At 69.2% G+C, this 16,504-nt stretch carries 16 protein-coding genes; 6 read left to right on the forward strand and 10 right to left on the reverse strand.

The features are described 5' to 3' along the window. Positions 1 to 56 precede the first annotated feature (56 nt). The 10 genes from OED52_RS08030 to OED52_RS08075 all read right to left on the reverse strand — a co-directional run bounded on the left by OED52_RS08030 (position 57) and on the right by OED52_RS08075 (position 12,113). Entirely contained in the window at positions 57 to 740 is a 684-nt protein-coding gene (locus OED52_RS08030; protein ID WP_413247751.1) for a GltB/FmdC/FwdC-like GXGXG domain-containing protein, read from the reverse strand. A 68-nt stretch (positions 741 to 808) separates the two neighbouring features. After that, positions 809 to 1,696 carry a class II glutamine amidotransferase domain-containing protein gene (locus tag OED52_RS08035; RefSeq protein ID WP_264154117.1) on the reverse strand — a complete coding sequence of 296 codons (888 nt, stop codon included), beginning with the start codon at positions 1,694 to 1,696 and terminating at the stop codon, positions 809 to 811. 42 nt (positions 1,697 to 1,738) lie between these two features. Continuing rightward, positions 1,739 to 3,115: a type III glutamate--ammonia ligase gene (glnT, locus tag OED52_RS08040; RefSeq protein ID WP_264154118.1), complete on the reverse strand. Its 1,377-nt coding sequence runs from the start codon at positions 3,113 to 3,115 to the stop codon at positions 1,739 to 1,741. Between the two features lie 201 nt (positions 3,116 to 3,316). Further along, positions 3,317 to 4,465 carry an acyl-CoA dehydrogenase family protein gene (locus tag OED52_RS08045; RefSeq protein ID WP_264154119.1) on the reverse strand — a complete coding sequence of 383 codons (1,149 nt, stop codon included), beginning with the start codon at positions 4,463 to 4,465 and terminating at the stop codon, positions 3,317 to 3,319. A 60-nt stretch (positions 4,466 to 4,525) separates the two neighbouring features. Continuing rightward, positions 4,526 to 5,875, reverse strand: coding sequence for an MFS transporter (locus OED52_RS08050; RefSeq protein WP_264154120.1), 1,350 nt, complete (start codon positions 5,873 to 5,875; stop codon positions 4,526 to 4,528). Positions 5,876 to 5,948: 73 nt separating this feature from the next. Continuing rightward, a complete protein-coding gene (locus OED52_RS08055) occupies positions 5,949 to 6,743 on the reverse strand; it encodes a MaoC/PaaZ C-terminal domain-containing protein (protein ID WP_264154121.1) in 795 nt (264 codons plus the stop codon). Positions 6,744 to 6,768: 25 nt separating this feature from the next. After that, on the reverse strand, positions 6,769 to 7,515 hold the full coding sequence (locus OED52_RS08060) for an enoyl-CoA hydratase/isomerase family protein (protein WP_264154122.1): 747 nt from the start codon (positions 7,513 to 7,515) through the stop codon (positions 6,769 to 6,771). Further along, complete coding sequence (locus OED52_RS08065) at positions 7,512 to 8,903, reverse strand: amidase (protein WP_264154123.1); 1,392 nt, start codon at positions 8,901 to 8,903, stop codon at positions 7,512 to 7,514. Before OED52_RS08065 ends, OED52_RS08060 begins: the two co-directional genes overlap by 4 nt. Continuing rightward, positions 8,896 to 9,657 carry an SDR family NAD(P)-dependent oxidoreductase gene (locus OED52_RS08070; RefSeq protein WP_264154124.1) on the reverse strand — a complete coding sequence of 254 codons (762 nt, stop codon included), beginning with the start codon at positions 9,655 to 9,657 and terminating at the stop codon, positions 8,896 to 8,898. The genes OED52_RS08065 and OED52_RS08070 overlap by 8 nt, the downstream gene beginning before the upstream one ends. A gap of 50 nt (positions 9,658 to 9,707) precedes the next feature. Next, positions 9,708 to 12,113, reverse strand: coding sequence for an alpha/beta fold hydrolase (locus OED52_RS08075; RefSeq protein WP_264154125.1), 2,406 nt, complete (start codon positions 12,111 to 12,113; stop codon positions 9,708 to 9,710). Positions 12,114 to 12,290: 177 nt separating this feature from the next. On the opposite strand from OED52_RS08075, the gene OED52_RS08080 reads away from it, so the two are divergent. From OED52_RS08080 to OED52_RS08105, 6 genes are all read left to right on the forward strand, one after another. Then, positions 12,291 to 12,908, forward strand: a complete 618-nt coding sequence (locus tag OED52_RS08080) for a TetR/AcrR family transcriptional regulator (protein ID WP_264154126.1) — start codon at positions 12,291 to 12,293, stop codon at positions 12,906 to 12,908. A 194-nt stretch (positions 12,909 to 13,102) separates the two neighbouring features. Next, positions 13,103 to 13,480, forward strand: a complete 378-nt coding sequence (locus OED52_RS08085) for a cupin domain-containing protein (RefSeq protein ID WP_264154127.1) — start codon at positions 13,103 to 13,105, stop codon at positions 13,478 to 13,480. Positions 13,481 to 13,488: 8 nt separating this feature from the next. Beyond that, positions 13,489 to 14,001 carry a dimethylamine monooxygenase subunit DmmA family protein gene (locus tag OED52_RS08090; protein WP_264154128.1) on the forward strand — a complete coding sequence of 171 codons (513 nt, stop codon included), beginning with the start codon at positions 13,489 to 13,491 and terminating at the stop codon, positions 13,999 to 14,001. Continuing rightward, positions 14,001 to 14,996 carry a PDR/VanB family oxidoreductase gene (locus OED52_RS08095; protein ID WP_264154129.1) on the forward strand — a complete coding sequence of 332 codons (996 nt, stop codon included), beginning with the start codon at positions 14,001 to 14,003 and terminating at the stop codon, positions 14,994 to 14,996. Before OED52_RS08090 ends, OED52_RS08095 begins: the two co-directional genes overlap by 1 nt. Beyond that, positions 14,993 to 16,018: a heme-dependent oxidative N-demethylase family protein gene (locus OED52_RS08100; RefSeq protein WP_264154130.1), complete on the forward strand. Its 1,026-nt coding sequence runs from the start codon at positions 14,993 to 14,995 to the stop codon at positions 16,016 to 16,018. Before OED52_RS08095 ends, OED52_RS08100 begins: the two co-directional genes overlap by 4 nt. Next, positions 16,015 to 16,491 (forward strand): dimethylamine monooxygenase subunit DmmA family protein, encoded by a 477-nt coding sequence (locus OED52_RS08105; protein WP_264154131.1) that lies wholly within the window; start codon positions 16,015 to 16,017, stop codon positions 16,489 to 16,491. Before OED52_RS08100 ends, OED52_RS08105 begins: the two co-directional genes overlap by 4 nt. The last annotated feature ends 13 nt before the right edge of the window (positions 16,492 to 16,504 follow it).

The raw sequence follows: 16,504 nt of genomic DNA on the forward strand, positions 1-16,504 counted from the left end.
CTCGGGGTCGATCGGGCGGATGGGTCTGGGGGCGCCGGTGGGCCGGAGCCGGACTCTCAGTACGCCGAAGCGTTGTCGACGTGGAAGTGGTAGAGCTGCCGGGCCGAGCCGTAACGGGTGAACTCGGACGGGTCGGCGTCGAAACCGGCCCGGTCGAGCAGGTCCTGCAGCTCGGCGATGTGCTCCGGGCGCATCTCCTTCTTCACGCAGTCCGCGCCGAGCGAGGCGACGCTGCCCCGCACGTAGATGCGCACCTCGTACAGCGAATCACCCAGGGCCTCACCGGCGTCGCCGAGGACGACGAGGCGGCCGGCCTGCCCCATGAAGGCGCTCATGTGCCCGATGTTGCCGCCGACGACGATGTCGACGCCCTTCATCGAGATGCCGCAGCGGGCCGCGGCGTTGCCCTCGATCACCAGCAGGCCGCCGTGGGCGGTCGCGCCGGCCGACTGCGACGCGTCGCCGGTGACGCGCACGGTGCCGGACATCATGTTCTCGGCGACCCCGACGCCGGCGTTGCCGTCGATGGTCACGTTCGCGTGCTTGTTCATCCCCGCCGCGTAGTAGCCGACGTGTCCGTCGATGCGCACGTCGATCGGCTGGTTCAGGCCGCACGCGAGGGCGTGGGCGCCTTGCGGGTTGACGATCTGCACCGAGGCCGGGGCCTCCGTCGCGTGCAGGGCGGCGTTGAGTTCGCGGGTGCTGGTCACCGCCAGGTCGTAGGTGGCGGTGGGAGCCAGGATTTCGGTGGTCATGGATGCCTCCGGGGACGGGTTCTGGACGGCGGGATCGGGAGTGGCGGAACCGCTCAGCGCTGCCATACGTAGACGCGGTCCGGTTCGGGTTCGAAGATGTGCGCGTCGGCGATGCCGGGAAGCCCGGCCAGTGCACGGAATTCGGAGGCCATTGCGACATAGGCGTCGCACTCGGCGACGATCGCCGGCTTGCAGGCGATGGGATCGCGGACCACCGCGAACGAGTCGGAGGTGGACACCAGCAGGGTGTAGAAGCCGTCGAAGCGTTCACCGAGCAGACGCAGCGCCTTCTCCAGATCGGCGCCCTCGGCGAGGTGCTTGGCGACGAAGCGGGCGCCGACCTCGGTGTCGTTCTCGCTGTCGAACACCACGCCCTCGTCCTCGAGTTCGCGCTTGATCGACAGGTGGTTGGAGAACGAACCGTTGTGCACGAGGCACTGGTCGGGGCCGACGGCGAAGGGATGCGATCCCGCTGCGGTGACGGCGGATTCGGTGGCCATGCGGGTGTGGCCCACGCCCTGCCATCCGGATGCGGCCGGCAGGCCGAAGTTCTCGGCGAGGACGCGCGGATCACCGGTGCCCTTGAGGACGGTCACGTCGTCGCCGAAGCCGATGACGGTCGCCGTGGGGGCCAGTGCGCGGACGGTGTCGGCGAGCAGGGCCGCGGGGACGGGGGCGTGCAGCACGGTGGTGGGTGCGAGGTCGAGCGCCCCGACGGCCACACCCAGTGTGTCACCGACGGCGGTGGCGAGGTCCGAGGGTGCGTCGAGTACCGAGACCGACGACTCCCCGGCGGGGGAGAAGACCGGGTTGCCGTAGACGGCGACGCCCGCCGAATCCGGTCCGCGGTCCACCATCTGCCCGAGCATCCCGGTCAGCAGGCTGCCCAACCGGGGCTCGAGCGAGGCGTCTCGCAGATGAAGTCCGACGATTCCGCACATGGTCGTCTCTCCTGTTCGATGGGTCTGGAAGAAGTCGGGTGGTCAGAAAGCGGTCAGGTAGCTGTCGATCTCCCACGGGGTCACGGTGTTGTGCCAGTGGAAGAACTCCTCGCGCTTGAGGGAGGCGAAGTAGTCGGCGACGCCTGCACCGGCTGCGTCGAGTGCGCCGGAGACCACCGGATCGGCCTCGAGGGCGTCCATGGCGTGCAGCAGCGTCATCGGCAGCGTGGCGGTGCCGCCGGTGCCCGGCTCGCCGGGATCGAGGTCGCGTTCGATGCCGTCGAGGCCGGCGGCGACGGTCGCGGCGGTGGCGAGATAGGGGTTGGCCGAACCGTCCCCGCCGCGCAGTTCGACGCGGTTGGCGTCGGGGACGCGCAGGTAGTGGGTGCGGTCGTTGCCGCCGTAGGTCGCGTAGCGCGGCGACCAGGTGGCGCCGGAGGCGGTACTGGTGGCGCCGGTGCGCTTGTAGGAGTTGACCGTCGGTGCGATGACACCCTGCAGGGCGCAGGCGTGCTCGAGGATGCCGGCGACGAACGAGTAGGCGGTCCTGGACAGTCCGAGGCCGCGGGAATCGTTCGCGTCGGGGAAGACGGGGGTGTCGCCCTGCCACAGCGACAGGTGCATGTGCATCCCGGAGCCGGTGCGGTCGGCGAACGGCTTGGGCATGAAGGTGGCGGTCATGCCGCGCTGTTCGGCGAGCACGGAGATCAGGTAACGCAGGGTGATGACGCGGTCGGCGGTGGTCAGGGCGTCGGCGTACTGGAAGTTCTGCTCGAACTGCCCGTTGCCGTCCTCGTGGTCGTTGGCGTAGTTGCCCCAGCCGAGCTGGTTCATCGCCGCCGAGATCGACGTCAGGTGCTCGTACATGCGGGTGACGTCGCGGGCGTCGTAGCAGGGCTGGCGGGAGGTGTCGAGGGCGTCGGCGGTGCGCAGGGTTCCGTTCTCGTCGCGCTGGACGAGGAAGTACTCGATCTCGGTGCCCACCTTGACACTCAGGCCCTTGGTGGCGGCCTGCGCGAGCGCGGTCTTGAGGATCACCCGCGGGGCGTACGGCCAGGGCTTGCCCTCGACGTAGGGGTCGCAGTGGACCAGCGCCAGGCCCTCGCGGACGAAGGGAATGGGGGTGAAGGACGAGACGTCGGGGATGGCGACCAGGTCGGGGTCCTTGGGGACCTGGCCCATGGAGCCCGCGGCGTAGCCGGCGAAACCGACACCGTCGGTGGCGAGCTCGTCGACGGATTCGACGGGAACCAGCTTGGCGCAGGGCTTTCCGGACAGGGTGGTGAAGACGGCGAGGATGAAGCGGGTGCCGGTCGCGTGGGCGAGCTCGGCCAGACCGGCGGTGCCGGAGGTCTCGGGGGACCGGCCGTTCGTGGACGGGAGGCGCAGCACGGATGTGTCGGTGGCTTCCAGCGTCATGGGGGCTCCTCGGTTCGACGAAGTTTCACTGTAGGAATCGCTGTCGAATAGAAGGAAACCCGGTATCCATGACGGGCGTGTTACGCAACCGTGAGATCGCGGTGACGCTTGGCGTGGAAACCGCCTGTATGCGAACGACAAACAGCGGCGGGACGGTCGAAGGACCGTCCCGCCGCTGCGGTGTTCGTATGAGCGAGGGTTCTACCGGAGACCGAACGAGTTCCCGATGATGTCGCGCTGGATCTCGTTGGTTCCGCCGTAGATCGTCGCGCCGAGGGCCGCGCGCACGTGCTGCACCATGTCGAACTCGGTGGAGTAGCCGTAGCCGCCCATCATCTGCATGCCCTCGAGGGCCGTGTTCTTGGCGACCTCCGTCGCCTTGAGTTTGGCCATCGACGACGCCCGCGCCAGACCCTGGGGGTCGTCGCCGGCATCGGCGCGGTGGGCGACGCTGTAGACGAGCAGCCGGGTGCACTCGATCTCCGTGGCGAGATCGGCGATGCGGTGCTTGATCGCCTGGTAGCTGCCCACCCGCTCACCGAACTGGGTCCGTTCGGACACGAACGCCAGAGCGTCGTCGAAGGCACGTTCGGCGACGCCGAGCATCTGGGCGGCGAGGATCAGCCGCTCGGTGGCCAGCCCGGGCATGAGCTGGGCCCATCCCTGGCCGACCTCACCGACCACCGACTCGGCGGGCAACTCGCAGTCGGAGAAGTAGAGGTCGTTGACCTCGGTACCGTTCAGGGTGTCGATGCCCTTGACGGCGAGGCCCGGCGTGTCGGCCGGCACGTGGAACATCGTCAGCCCGTGGTGCTTCTTCTCGCCACGCTCGGTGCGGGCGATCAGCAGGATGCTGTCCGCCTGATGGGCATTGGTGATCCACGTCTTCTGGCCGTTGATCACCCAGCCGCCCCCGCGGCGCTCGGCCCGGCAGGACAACGCGGCGACATCCGATCCGGCCTCGGGCTCGGACATCGCGATCGACAGGGCCGCGCCCTCGGCGAGCCGGCCGAGCACCTTCCGCTTCAGCTCCTCGCTTGCGAACCTGGTGTAGATCCCGGCCGTGATGAGGGTCGTGCCGTGCCACGGCACCGGGGCCAGCCCGCGGTGGAGTTCCTCGAGCAGGACGCACAGGTCGACGTGGTTGCCGCCGGCCCCGCCGTACTCCTCGGGCACGTTGATCGCGGCCCATCCGAGTTCGGCGATCCGACGATTGAGCTCGAGGCTGTGCCCCTCGCGACCGCAGTCGGTGAGCTTGTCGCGTTGTTCACGCGTGCCCACCTCGCGGCGGCAGAACTCGCGGACGGCCGCTGCGAACTCGCGCTGCTCCTCGCTGAGCATCACAGTCATGGAAATCTCCTGCTCGAAATGGAAGGTGTGCCGATCGGGAAGCCGATCGAGCGGTGGCGATCAGGCGGCGTCGCCGACGCGGACCCGAGTGTCGGGGGACCGGTCGTCGGTCGCCGATCCGGAGGTGAAGTGACCGCGCATGCTCGAGGCGGCGACGAAGGAGATCACGGCGGTGACCACCAGGATCGCGGCGAGCGGCCACCAGTGCTTCGACCCGTCCGTCGGGACCAGCGCAGCCGCGACCAGCGGGGTGGGAGCCGCCCACGCGACACCCGAGAACGCACTGCACAGGGCGACACCGCTGTAGCGGACCTCGGTCGGGAACAGGTCCGCGGTCATGCTCGACACCACGGCGTAGGTGGTGGCGTGACCGAGAACGAGCGCCGCCGCGAACGCGACGATCATCAGCCCCATGTTGCCCGTGTTGAACAGCAGGAACAGCGGGAACGCGAACAGGCCGGTGAACACCACACCGCCGACGAACACGCGCATGGCCGACAGGCGGTCGCACAGGATGCCGACCCCGACCATGGCGAACAGATCGATGGTCGCGGCGACCAGCAGGATCATCAGGGTGTCGCTCTTGCTGAACCCGTGGATGTTGGTCGCCATCGTGAGCATGTACGTGGTGATCAGATAGAAGAGCACGATCACGCTGGCCTGCAGGCCGACACCGGCGAGGACGCGACCCGGCATCGTGCGCAGCACGGTCAGGACGGGCTGCTTCGCGACGGCGCCCTGCTCCTTCACCTCCGCGAACTCGCTCGACTCCTCGACACCGAGGCGGATGATCAGGCCGATCACGACCAGAACGAAGCCGGCGAGGAACGGGATACGCCAGCCCCAGGCCATCAGATCGTCGTTGGGCATGCGGGCGACGAAGTACATGACGACGGTTGCCAGCACCAGGGCGAGCGGGCTCGCGATCTGCGGGGCCGAGCCGTAGAAACGTTCACGGGTCTTCGGGGCGTTCTCCACACTCATGAGCACGGCGCCGCCCCACTCGCCGCCCACCGCGACACCCTGCAGGAAGCGCAGGACGGTGAGCAGCACCGGGGCCCAGATGCCGATCCGGTCCCAGGTGGGCAGCAGGCCGATCAGGCCCGTGGCGCAACCCATCACGGTCAACGTCGTGATCAGGGTCGCGCGGCGGCCGAGTCGGTCGCCGAGATGTCCGAAGACGAACGCGCCCACCGGACGCGCGAGGAATGCGACACCCAGGGTCGCGAACGACGCCAGGATGCCGACGTTCGATCCGAGTTCCGGGAAGAAGATCGTCGAGAAGACGAGGGAGGCGGCGGTGGCGTAGATGAAGAAGTCGAACCACTCGACGGTGGTGCCGACCAGACTCGCGAGGAACGCGCGTTTCTGCTGTTTGGTTCCGAAGGTGGAGGCGGCATGTTCGGTCATGAGGTGCCCTTTCGGCGGACTTCTGTGGAGCGGTGGAATTTCCTTCGGTAGAGCTGGTGGTGGAGCGAGGCGGTCAGAAGCGGGCGTGACCACCCGAGAGGACGCCGGTGGCTCCGATGCGGGCGTCGAAGTCGACCTCCCCGTCGGATGCCTGCGCCCGGACCTCGAGGGTGTTGTCCGGAAGGACCGGCGCCGCGAAGCGTGCCCGCAGTTCCCTCAACTCCCACGGCTGGGCCCCGGCGGCCTCGGCGACCGTACGCGCGGCGATGCCCAGGGTGCACAGGCCGTGCAGGGTGGGGCGTTCGAAACCGTACCCCGAGGAGACCTCGGGATCGATGTGGACGGGGTGCAGGTCACCGGTCAGGCGGTAGAGGGCCGGCAGGTTCGCGGGGATGTGGAATTCCTCGCGGAAGGAAGCGGATTCGAGGTCGACCCGCGGTGTCGACGGTGCCCGCTCGCCGCCCCAGCCGCCGGAGCCCGGCAGGTGGATGGCGTAGACGGCCGTGAACTGCTCGCACTCGACGGCGATGTCGACGGTCGCGGCGGAACCCTTGTCCCAGACGTTCGCGACGTGCGCCCGCATCTCGAGCTTGCCGGAACGCGGGAGCGGTGCATGGACGGTCAGTTGCTGCGCCGCGTGGAGGGACTTCAGCCGGTCGTAGGCACCGAGTCCACCGGCCTCCTCGACGGCCCACAGTCCCAGACCGAGGCCGAAGGTCGGCAGCACGTGCAGGTCCCGCTCGTAGACCAGCGGCAGCCGATCGGGACCGGCACCGACGCACAGTGCGTAGAGGATCGCGTCGGACTCCCCGTACGCGACGACGCGGGAGCCGAGGTCGTGGCCCTTCAGGGCAGCGACTGCGTTCATGAACGTTCCTTCCGGAAAGGGGAGATCAGGATCGGACACCGTGCCGCTCGGAGGCTGCGGCCACGGCCTCGTGCCGAGCGGTGCTGTCCATCAATCGGATTCGGGTGGTCTGCCATGCGGCGTCGTCGTACTCGCCGCCGTCGAGACCGCGGAGCAGTTCCCGGGTCGCCGACAACGCCTCGTGCGGGAGACCTGCGATCCGCTCCGCGAGCGCGAGGCCGTGCTCGCGCGGATCACCGTCGGCGGTGTGGGTGGCCAGCCCGCTGCGCACCGCGTCGCCGGCGTCGAAGCGTTCGGCGAGCACGAGCAGGCGGGTGACCGTCGTGCGGGGGAGGGTGGCGTGGACCCGGCGGATCGACTGCGGGTTGTACAGCAGTCCGAGTTCGACGGCCGGCACCCGGAACCAGGCCCGGGGACCGAGGATCCGGACGTCGCACGAGGTGGCGAGCTCGACCCCGGCGCCCACGCAGGCGCCGTCGACGACGGCGACGACGGGTACCGGGCTCGAACAGACCGCCGTGCAGGCGTCTTCGAGGTCCCGATCGTAGTCGAGATCGTCCGAGGTGCCCGTCAGGTCCGCGAAATCCGCACCCGCACAGAACACCCGGTCCGCACTGGTGAGGAGCACGGCCCGTACGTCGTCGGGCAGGTCGGTGAAGACCCGGCGGAGCTCGACGAGCAGAGCGCGTGAGAGAGCGTTGCGGCGCTCGGCGCGGTCGAGGACGACCTCGAGGACGTCGCCGTGGCGCCGGATGCCGAGTCCGGTCGTCACGGCACCGGCTCCGGTTCCGGAGCCGCCTGCAGTGCCCAGCGTGCCCGCACCGGCGTGTAATCGAAATCGAGTGCCGTTTCGAGGGATTCCGCGAGGTTCAGCAGGTCGGCATCCCGGCCGCGGGCGGCGACGAGCTGGGCGCCGATCGGCAGTCCCTCCGACGTCCCCGCCGGCAGTGTGATCGCCGGGGTGGCGGCGACGTTGAACGGGGAGGTGAAGGGGAATGCACCCCACAGCCAGTCGACCTTCTCCCCGGCGATGGTCTTCGGGCGCTTCTCGTGCGGGAACGCCACCGTCGCCACCGTGGGTGTGAGGATCGCATCGAAACGGTGCAGGAAATCGTCCATGCGGAGGCGGAATCCGTCCAGTGCTTCGCGGGCACCGGCGACCTCGGCGCTGGTCAGCTGCATCGCGGCTCGCAGACTCGCCCGCTCGTAGGGGGTCAGCAGCTCCGGATCGTCGAGCAGATGGGCGCGTTCGCGCAGCTCGTCGTCGAGCACGAGCGGCCCGAAGATCTCGTTCCACCCCTGGATCGGGATGTCGGTCTCGACGACCTCGTGCCCGAGATCCGACAGGATTCCGGCGACGGTCTCGACGGTGCGGGCGACCGCGGGATCGACCGGACGTCCGTCCGGGCGCCGGCAGAAGGCGATCCGCCGGTGCGGCACGGCGGTGCGTTCGAAGGTCGTCTCGGCGAGGACCTCCGTCATGATGCGGGCGTCGTCCACCGTCCAGGCCAGCGGGCCGGCGGTGACGAAATCCGTCATCGCGCGGAAACCCCGTTCGTCCGCGCACGATCCGGTGGTCGGCTTGAATCCGACGAGTCCGCTGAAGGCCGACGGGATGCGGATGGACCCGCCGCCGTCCGAGCCGAGCGCGATCGTCGCGAGACCGGCGCCGACGGAAGCCGCGGCGCCGCCGCTCGAACCGCCCGGCGTACGGGACGGATCCCACGGGTTCCCGGTCTCCCGGCCGAGCAGGTTGTCGCTGGTCGCGGACTGGCAGAACTCGGGTACGTGGGTCTTGCCTGGCATCACCGAGCCCGCGGCGCGCAGCCGGGCGACGGCACCGGAGTCGGACCGGGCGATCCGCCCGCGCTGGGTCAGGGATCCGAGGCCGGTCTCGGTGTCGGCGAGGTGGAAGGCGTCCTTGATGGACACCGGCACACCGAGCAGGGGTGCGCGTTCACCGCGCCGGTACCGTTCGGCGGCCTCGGCCGCCTGCTTCCGTGCCAGATCGGCGGTGACGGTCACGTATGCACGCAGCTCGGGGTCGAACCGGTCGATGCGGTCGAGGACGTCCTCGGTGACGTCGATCGGGTTCAGCTCGCCGCGCGCGTAGGCGTCGGTCAGTTCGCGGACGGGAAGGGTCAACGGGTTCTCAGCCATGCGGGTGCACCCCTCCGCTGATGCCGTAGACCTCGCCGGTGACGTAACCGGCGTCCGGCCCGACCAGGAACGAGACCAGGCCGGCGACGTCCTCGGGGCGGCCGACACGGCCGACGAGCGAACGGTTCTCGGCGTACCCGGAGAAGAACTCGTCGGGGTAGATCTTGCGCAGGAAGTCGTTGTAGATCAGGCCCGGGGTGATGGCGTTGACACGGATGCCGTGCTTGCCGTTCTCGGCGGCGGCGACGCGGGTGAGGGCGAGGACACCGGCCTTGGCGGCGGAGTAGGCGGCGCCGTGCTCGGTGCTGGTCTCGTAGGCGGCGATGGAGCTGATGTTGACGATCGCGCCGGAGTTGTTCTTCTGCATCACCGGCAGGGCGTAGCGCATCGTGTAGAAGGTGCCGTTGAGGTCGACGTCGAGGCAGCGCTTCCAGGTCTCCGAGGACATCTCGGCCACCGGCTCGATCCGGCTCCACCCGGCGTTGTTGACGAGGACGTCGAGGCGGCCCTTCTCCGAGGCGATGTCGGCGACGACCTCCTGGACCCGGGCCTCGTCGGTGACGTCGAGGAGATAGTGGTCGAAGTTGCGGCCGTGTTCGGCGGCCAGCTTCTCCGCGAGCTCCTTGGTGCGGCGTTCGTGGATGTCGGTGACGACGACGTCGAAGCCGTCCGCCGCGAGGCGGGTCGCGATCGCGGCGCCGATTCCTGCGCCCGCGGCGGCGGTGACGAGGGCGGTGGGACGTTCTTGCATCATGGAGCCTTTCGGAAGAGCGGTGTTGCGGGAGTGTTCGGTCGCAGTGCTTCTCAGGGGAGAAGACGGCGGAGGAGGTCGATCGACCGTTCCGGCTGATCGACGAGCATCAGGTGCCCGGCGCCGGTGATCTCGTGGTAGGTCGCGTGCTCGACGGCGCCGAGGATGATGTCGGCGGCCTTCTTCGGGCAGAAGGTGTCGTGGTCGGCGCCGACGATCGCGACCTCGGTGTCGCGCCCGATGCGGGCCAGCTCCGGGGTGAGCGGCGAATCGACCAGGGCGGCCATCGCGGTGGAGGCGTTGATGTAGCCGTGTGCCTCGCCGACCGCTTCGAGTCGGAAGTCCGTGACGGCGTCGAGATCGGAGTCGGGGTTGTGCAGGGCGGCGGCGGTGTCGTCGCGCAGGGCGGCGCGCTGCGCTTCGGCGTCGTCGCCGCGGAACAGGTCGATGCGACCGGCGTAGAAGGCGGCGGCGCCACGGCCGACGACACTCGAGGTGCCCAGGGCGACGACCTTCGTCACCAGGTCGGACCGCTCGGCGGCGGCGGAGAGGACGACGGTGCCGCCCAGGGAGAAGCCGACGCAGATCGCGGGGCCGGTGACCTCTTCGAGGAAGGCGATCAGGTCGTCGCGCAGCTGGGCGAGGGTGCCCTCGGGGGAGCCGACGGTGGTGCGGCCGTGCCCCCGCAGGTCGTAGGCGTACGTGGTGACCGGAAGTTCGGCCTGCTGGACGGCGCGCCAGCTGCGGTGGTCCTCGGCGAGTCCGTGGATCAGCACGACGGCGGGGCCCTCGCCGGCGCGGGTATAGGTCACGTCGATGTCGCGCAGCGTGACGGTCTGCGTGGTGAGGCCGGCGGTGCTGGTGGTCATTCCTTCTCCTGACGAGATCATTTCTCTGAGCACGTTCTTGCGGATCTTCCCGGCGGGGGTCTCCGGCATGGTGGGCAGGACGCGGACGGATTCCGGCCACAGCCGCCGGGGCACTCCGTGGTCGGCGAGCCACTCGCGGAGCTCGTCGAAGGTCGGGGCGGTGCCGAGGGGCTGGATCACCGCGCAGATCCGTTCGCCGAGCCGGTCGTCGGGGCTGCCCACGACGGCCACGCGGGCGATCTGCGGATGACCCGATAGGGCGTTCTCGATCTCGACGGGGGAGATGTTGACGCCACCGCGGATGATGAGGTCCTTCAACCGGCCGGTCAGGCGCAGGTAACCGTTCTCGTCGACGATCCCGGTGTCGCCGGTGCGGAACCAGCCGTCGGCGGTGAAGGATTCGCGGTGGAGCTGCTCCTGGCCGATGTAGGAGAGGAACAGCGAGGGAGTCCGCATGACGATCTCGCCTTCGCTGCCGCGGGGCCGGATCCGGCCTGTCGCGTCGATCGTCTCGAGTATGACGCCGGGCATCACCTTGCCACAGGTGTGCGCGACGAGCTCGGTGGAGTCGTCGGGCAGGCTCGAGGTGGCACCGCCTTCGCTCATCGCCCAGATCGCTGCGATGCGGGTGCCGGGCATCTGTTCCTGTGCCTGCTCGATGAGGCTCGGTGCGACGGGGGCCCCGCCGCACAGGAACACGCGCATGCCGGCGAGTTTCTGCGTGGCCGAATCCCATTCGGTGTCGACGATGTCCTTGAGGAAGGGGGTCGCTGCCACGGTGATCTCGCAGCCGTGCTGTTCGACGAGTTCGAGAGCGCGGTGGGGCTTCCATGCGTCCTGGAGGACGAGGGTCGCCCCGGTCATCAGCGACATGCGGGCGCCGTGCCAGAAGCCCGTGCTGTGCCCGAGTGGGGACGGCATGAAGATGGGCCGCTCGCCGGTGACCTCGTAGCGGTCGATGACCATCCGGTTGTAGGCGCTCAGGCTCGCCTCGGAGTGTGCGATCGCCTTGGACTTCCCGGTGGTGCTCGAGGAGAACAGCACGTGCGCCAGGTCGTCGGGGTAGGTGGGGAGGGCGGCGGGCGGACCGTCGAAGCTGCGCCAGGTGCGCGATCCGTCCTCACCGTCGACGAGGAGGATGTGTACCTCACGGTCGAGCTCCTCGGCGAGGATCTCGGATTCGGCGAGGAAGTCGCGGCCACGGTGCGCGCGGCGGAGAACGACGGCCTTGGCACCCACGAGATCCGCGGTGTAGGCGATGGACCGGGGGTCGGTGGTGACCGGTAGGGTCCCGCCGATCATCCCGCCCCGGACGACACCCATGTAGGACGGCATCCACTCGATCCAGTTGGGCATGCAGACGATGACCACATCGCCTTCGCCGAGACCGTGGGCGGCGAGTTCCTGCTCGACGATGCCGGCCTGCTCCCACAGCTCGGTGCGGGTGAGGGAGTGGCCCCGGTCGTCGCAGACGGCGAGTGCGTGCGGGTCGTGCTCGAGGTGGCCGAGGAAGAGTTGGAGCGGGGTCCGGATGCCGGCGGGACGGGTGCCCGGGTCTGCGGTGGCGACTGCGGATACAGGGGAATTCACGAAACACTCCGTTTCGACGAAAGCCGGGATGTGAGAGGCGCGAGAGAGTCGGCGCGAGGTCGATGGGACGATTCTGTAGGAGTAACGTAGCTCACGTCAAGAGAGTGACATCGCTTTTTTGTTAACTCTGCTGACGACCGTGTTAACGGTTACGATTTCCGCGACGAAAGGAGGGACATGCCGCACCTGCCGAACACCACCAAGGGGCGCCGTACCCGCACCAGGCTCCTGGAGGCGGCGCGCTCGGTCTTCGCCCGCGACGGATATGTCGGCGCCACCATGAGTGGTGTGGCGACGGAGGCGGGAATGTCGCTCGGGGGTCTGTACAGGTACTTCGCCGACAAGGAGGACCTGTTCGCCACATTGATCGCCGACACGCACGACGACCTCTTCCGTGCCAGTGGTGCCACCGAGCACCGTATCGAGGACGATCCGTACCGAGCACTCCTCGAGGCGAACACCGGATATCTGACGCACTACTACCAGAATCGCGACATCATGCGGACCCTCGTGGAGGCCGCGAGCGTCGACGAACGGTTCCGTGAGATCTGGTGGTCGATGCGCAACCGTCATATCGACCGCTTCACCACCGTGCTGAAGGTCAAGTGCGGCATCGACTCCGTCGACGGCCTCGACGTACGGGGGGTCGTCGAGGCCACCGCGTGCATGGTGGAGCAGTCGGCCTACGTCTGGTACGCGCAGGACGCCCTGCAGGAGACGCCCATGCCGCTCGAACGGGCCGCCGAGATCGTCACGCGTATCTGGCACCGCGCCTTCTTCGATTCCGGCCGCTGACGGATGTTCCGTCCGGGCTCCGGGGAACCTCCTCGGGGCCCGGATTCCCGTGCCCTCGAGAGGAATCGGTTACACGCGTTAACCGAACCGCAACCATCGCTGCGTTTCTTCCCATTATCGTCTGTTTCACGTCAGCGATCGACGTTCTCGTTGCACACCGCGCGTTCGCGCATTCCTTCCTTCGAGGAGTTGCCATGTCCGAGACCACCATCGTGCCCGCATTCCGAGTGACCTCCGGTTTCTGGAAGAACCTCCCGCAGATGTCGGTCGACGAGTTCCCGGGAACGAAGGGCTACATCGACGACGTCCACCCGAATCCCGAAGGCTGCCCCATGGCCTCCGGCTACTTCCGTCTCGAACCCACCGAGGCGCCCCTCGACTACACCTACGAATACGACGAGATGAAGGTCGTCCTCGACGGCGAGTTCCGCCTCGAGAACCTCGACACCGGCCAGGTCGAGATCGCCCGTGCGTACGATGCGATCTTCTTCCCCAAGGGATCCCGCATCCGCTTCACCACCCCCGAAGGCGCGCTCGCCTTCTACGTCGGCCTCCGCTCCTTCGCGCCCTAGGGGATGCCGTGAGCGTCTGTATGGACACCACCAGTGTGCCGAGGTGGGACGAGGAACGGAGCATTGCCGGCGGGGGACGGACCTTCACGATCCTGTCCTTCGGCGACGAGGCCGCCGAGCAGGCGCGGAATCTCTTGCCGTCCTTCGACGGTCGGCGGGTGGACTGGATGCGTCTGCCCGCCGAGTGGGGCGACACGGCCGCCCGCGTCCTCCGGCGGCAGCTCGACGCCTCCCGGGTCGGCTGCCGACTCGTCCTCGTCGGATCCGAGGCCGCCGTCCTCGCCGCGAGGGCCGTGGCGGTGGCCGGCGGGCTCGTCGACGAAGAGATCATGCCCGTCCCGATCGACACCGCCGACCGCGCGGTCTACTGCGCACATTGTCACACCACCCATCTCGCCGGCGTCGAGGTCGGCCGGTGCACCACCTGCCCGAACTGCCGGGCGGAACTCGTGGTCTACCACCATGTCTCGCGTCACCACGCGGCCTACCTCGGCTACATGATCGACGCGGAGGAACGCTGATGACCCTGATGTCCGACAGCCCCGCAACGAACGTGCCGTCCGACGCCGGCCTGGTGCTGGCGGTCGACGAGGTCACCCCACTGACCCCGACCGTGCGGCACGTGCGGCTGGTCGCGTCCGACGGCGCACTCCTGCCCTCCTTCACCCCGGGCAGTCACATCGTCGTGACCTGCGGAACCGGGCCGGAGGGGCAATCCCGCCGGAACTCCTACTCCCTCACCGGACCCGGTTTCGAGCCCGACCACTACGGCATCTCCGTACGGCTCGAGGAGGACGGCCGCGGTGGCTCCCGCTGGATCCACTCCCTGCGAGCGGGGGACAGGGTGCAGGTGAGCACCCCACGCAGCGCCTTCGCCCCGGTCCTCACCGCGCGGCACCACCTGCTCGTCGCCGGCGGAATCGGCGTCACCCCGATCCTGTCCCACGTCCGCGCCGCCGTGCAGTGGGGCCGCTCGTTCGAGGTGCACTACGTCCACCGGGAGGGCGACGCCGCCCACCTCGACGACCTGGAGCAGCTGTGCGGCGACCGCCTCCACCTCCACACCGGCCGCGACGGCTTCTGGGAGCACATGGGACCCGCGTTGCTGGACCAGCCGATCGGCACCCACCTCTACGCGTGCGGCCCGGCCGCGCTCATCGACGAACTCTCCGACCGTGCCGGTCGCGCCGGCTGGCCCGGCGCCCGCGTGCACTACGAGCACTTCGGGGTCGGCGACCTCGATCCCGGCGAACCGTTCACCGCACACCTCACCCGCAGCGGCGTCGACGTGGACGTCGCCTCGGGTGTCAGCCTCCTCGAAGCGCTCGAATCCCGCGGCATCGCGGTCCCCAGCCTCTGCCGTCAGGGCGTGTGCGGGGAGTGCCGGCTGCCCGTGGTGAACGGCGACATCGACCACCGCGACCTGTATCTCGGCGCCGCCGAGAAGGAGGCCGGAGACTGCCTCATGCCGTGCGTCTCCCGCGCGAACGGACCCCGATTGGAGCTGGATCTGTGAGTACCACGATCGACCTCGAGGCCCTCGGCGACAGCGCGGCGATCCCCGACCGTATCGCCCGCTTCCCGTTCCCCTTCCCCCGCGACACCTACCGCTACAGCACCAACGTCGAACCCGCCGGCAGTGTCGTGGAGACACCCGTCGGGGGATGGGGGACCCACCCCGTCGACGTCGACGGCCGGTACCGGGAGGATCTCGCCGAACGCACCCGAATCCTCGCCGAGGACCCCACCCGGTTCCAGGCTCTGCCGCACATGGAGATCGCCCAGTGGGACGCGATGCTCACCCTCATGCGGATGCTCACCGACGCCCACCCCGAGACGTTCTCGCTCGACGGGGACGGTGCGGCCCGGCGATTCACCAACCGGGCACTCGGCGTCGAACAGTCCTTCGTGTTCGGTGATCCGTCCACCCTGCCCGAACCACCCCTGCTGTTCGTCGGCAGGCACCTCCAGGAGGACGTCGTGCTGCTCGACCAGCGTGAGGGTGCCCTCTGGGGCGACGCCGGACTGGTGACCTTCGCCGCCGACTGGTCGCTGCGCTTCGACGTCGGCATGAGCTTCCTGCAGATCCACGGGCCCGTCCCGCGCGTGCACACCGAAGGAGTCATCCCGCGCGCCCAGCAGTTCCTCATGGGCCTGCAGCCCGGCCGGCAGTACCGCCGCACCAACTGGTCGCTCAGCGTCGACCGCCGCCTCGACCAGTCCACCGAGACCTATCCCGTGTGGGGACGCGACCGGCGTCTGCTCGCCGAGGGACCGCTCGAGGACGTGGGGCGCCGGCTGAACCTGCGCGTCGAGGTCCAGCACCTCGTGCGCCTCGGTGTCTCCGGCGCGATCATGTTCCTCATCCGCACCTACCTGCTGCCCTTCGAGGACATCGCCCGCGTACCGGAATGGGCCGAGCGGTTGTGCCGTGTCCTCGAGGAGCTGCCCGAGGACATGGCCGACTACAAGGGCATCACCCGCACCCGCGAACCGGGGGTGCGCTGGCTCCGCACCTACGGGGGTGTGCGGTCGTGAAGGCCTCCGGATTCGTCCACGGCGACCCACCCGCCCTCGACCGTGCCGGTCGCGCCTTCCTCGTCCTCGCCGCGAGCGACTGCGAACTCGCGCGAAAGGCGGTGCGGCACTGGGTGTCCGACGCCGCCGAACTCGGACGCGACGCCGCCGCCCTCTACGACCCGACACCCGACCGCGCCGCCGAAGCGGTCGCCGCGCTGCGGGCGGGATCACGCATCCTCGTCGCCGGTCCGGCCGCCGAGGCCATGGCCTACACCGCCGCCGCCCGGCAGGCCGGCGCCCTGCCCTGCGAACTCACCACCTACGTCACGTCGACGGCGACGCTGACGGTCTTCTGCCCCCACTGCGAGACGACACAGCGGGCCGACGCGCGACCCGGCGACAGGATCCCGTGCGCCGGGTGCGGGATCTCCCTCGAGATCCGCCCGCACCTGTCGAGTCACCACGGCACCTATCTCGGAGCCGTCGCCTGACAGAACCGACCGG

The sequence above is a fragment of the Rhodococcus sp. Z13 genome (genome assembly GCF_025837095.1).
Taxonomy (GTDB): Bacteria; Actinomycetota; Actinomycetes; order Mycobacteriales; family Mycobacteriaceae; genus Rhodococcus; species Rhodococcus sacchari.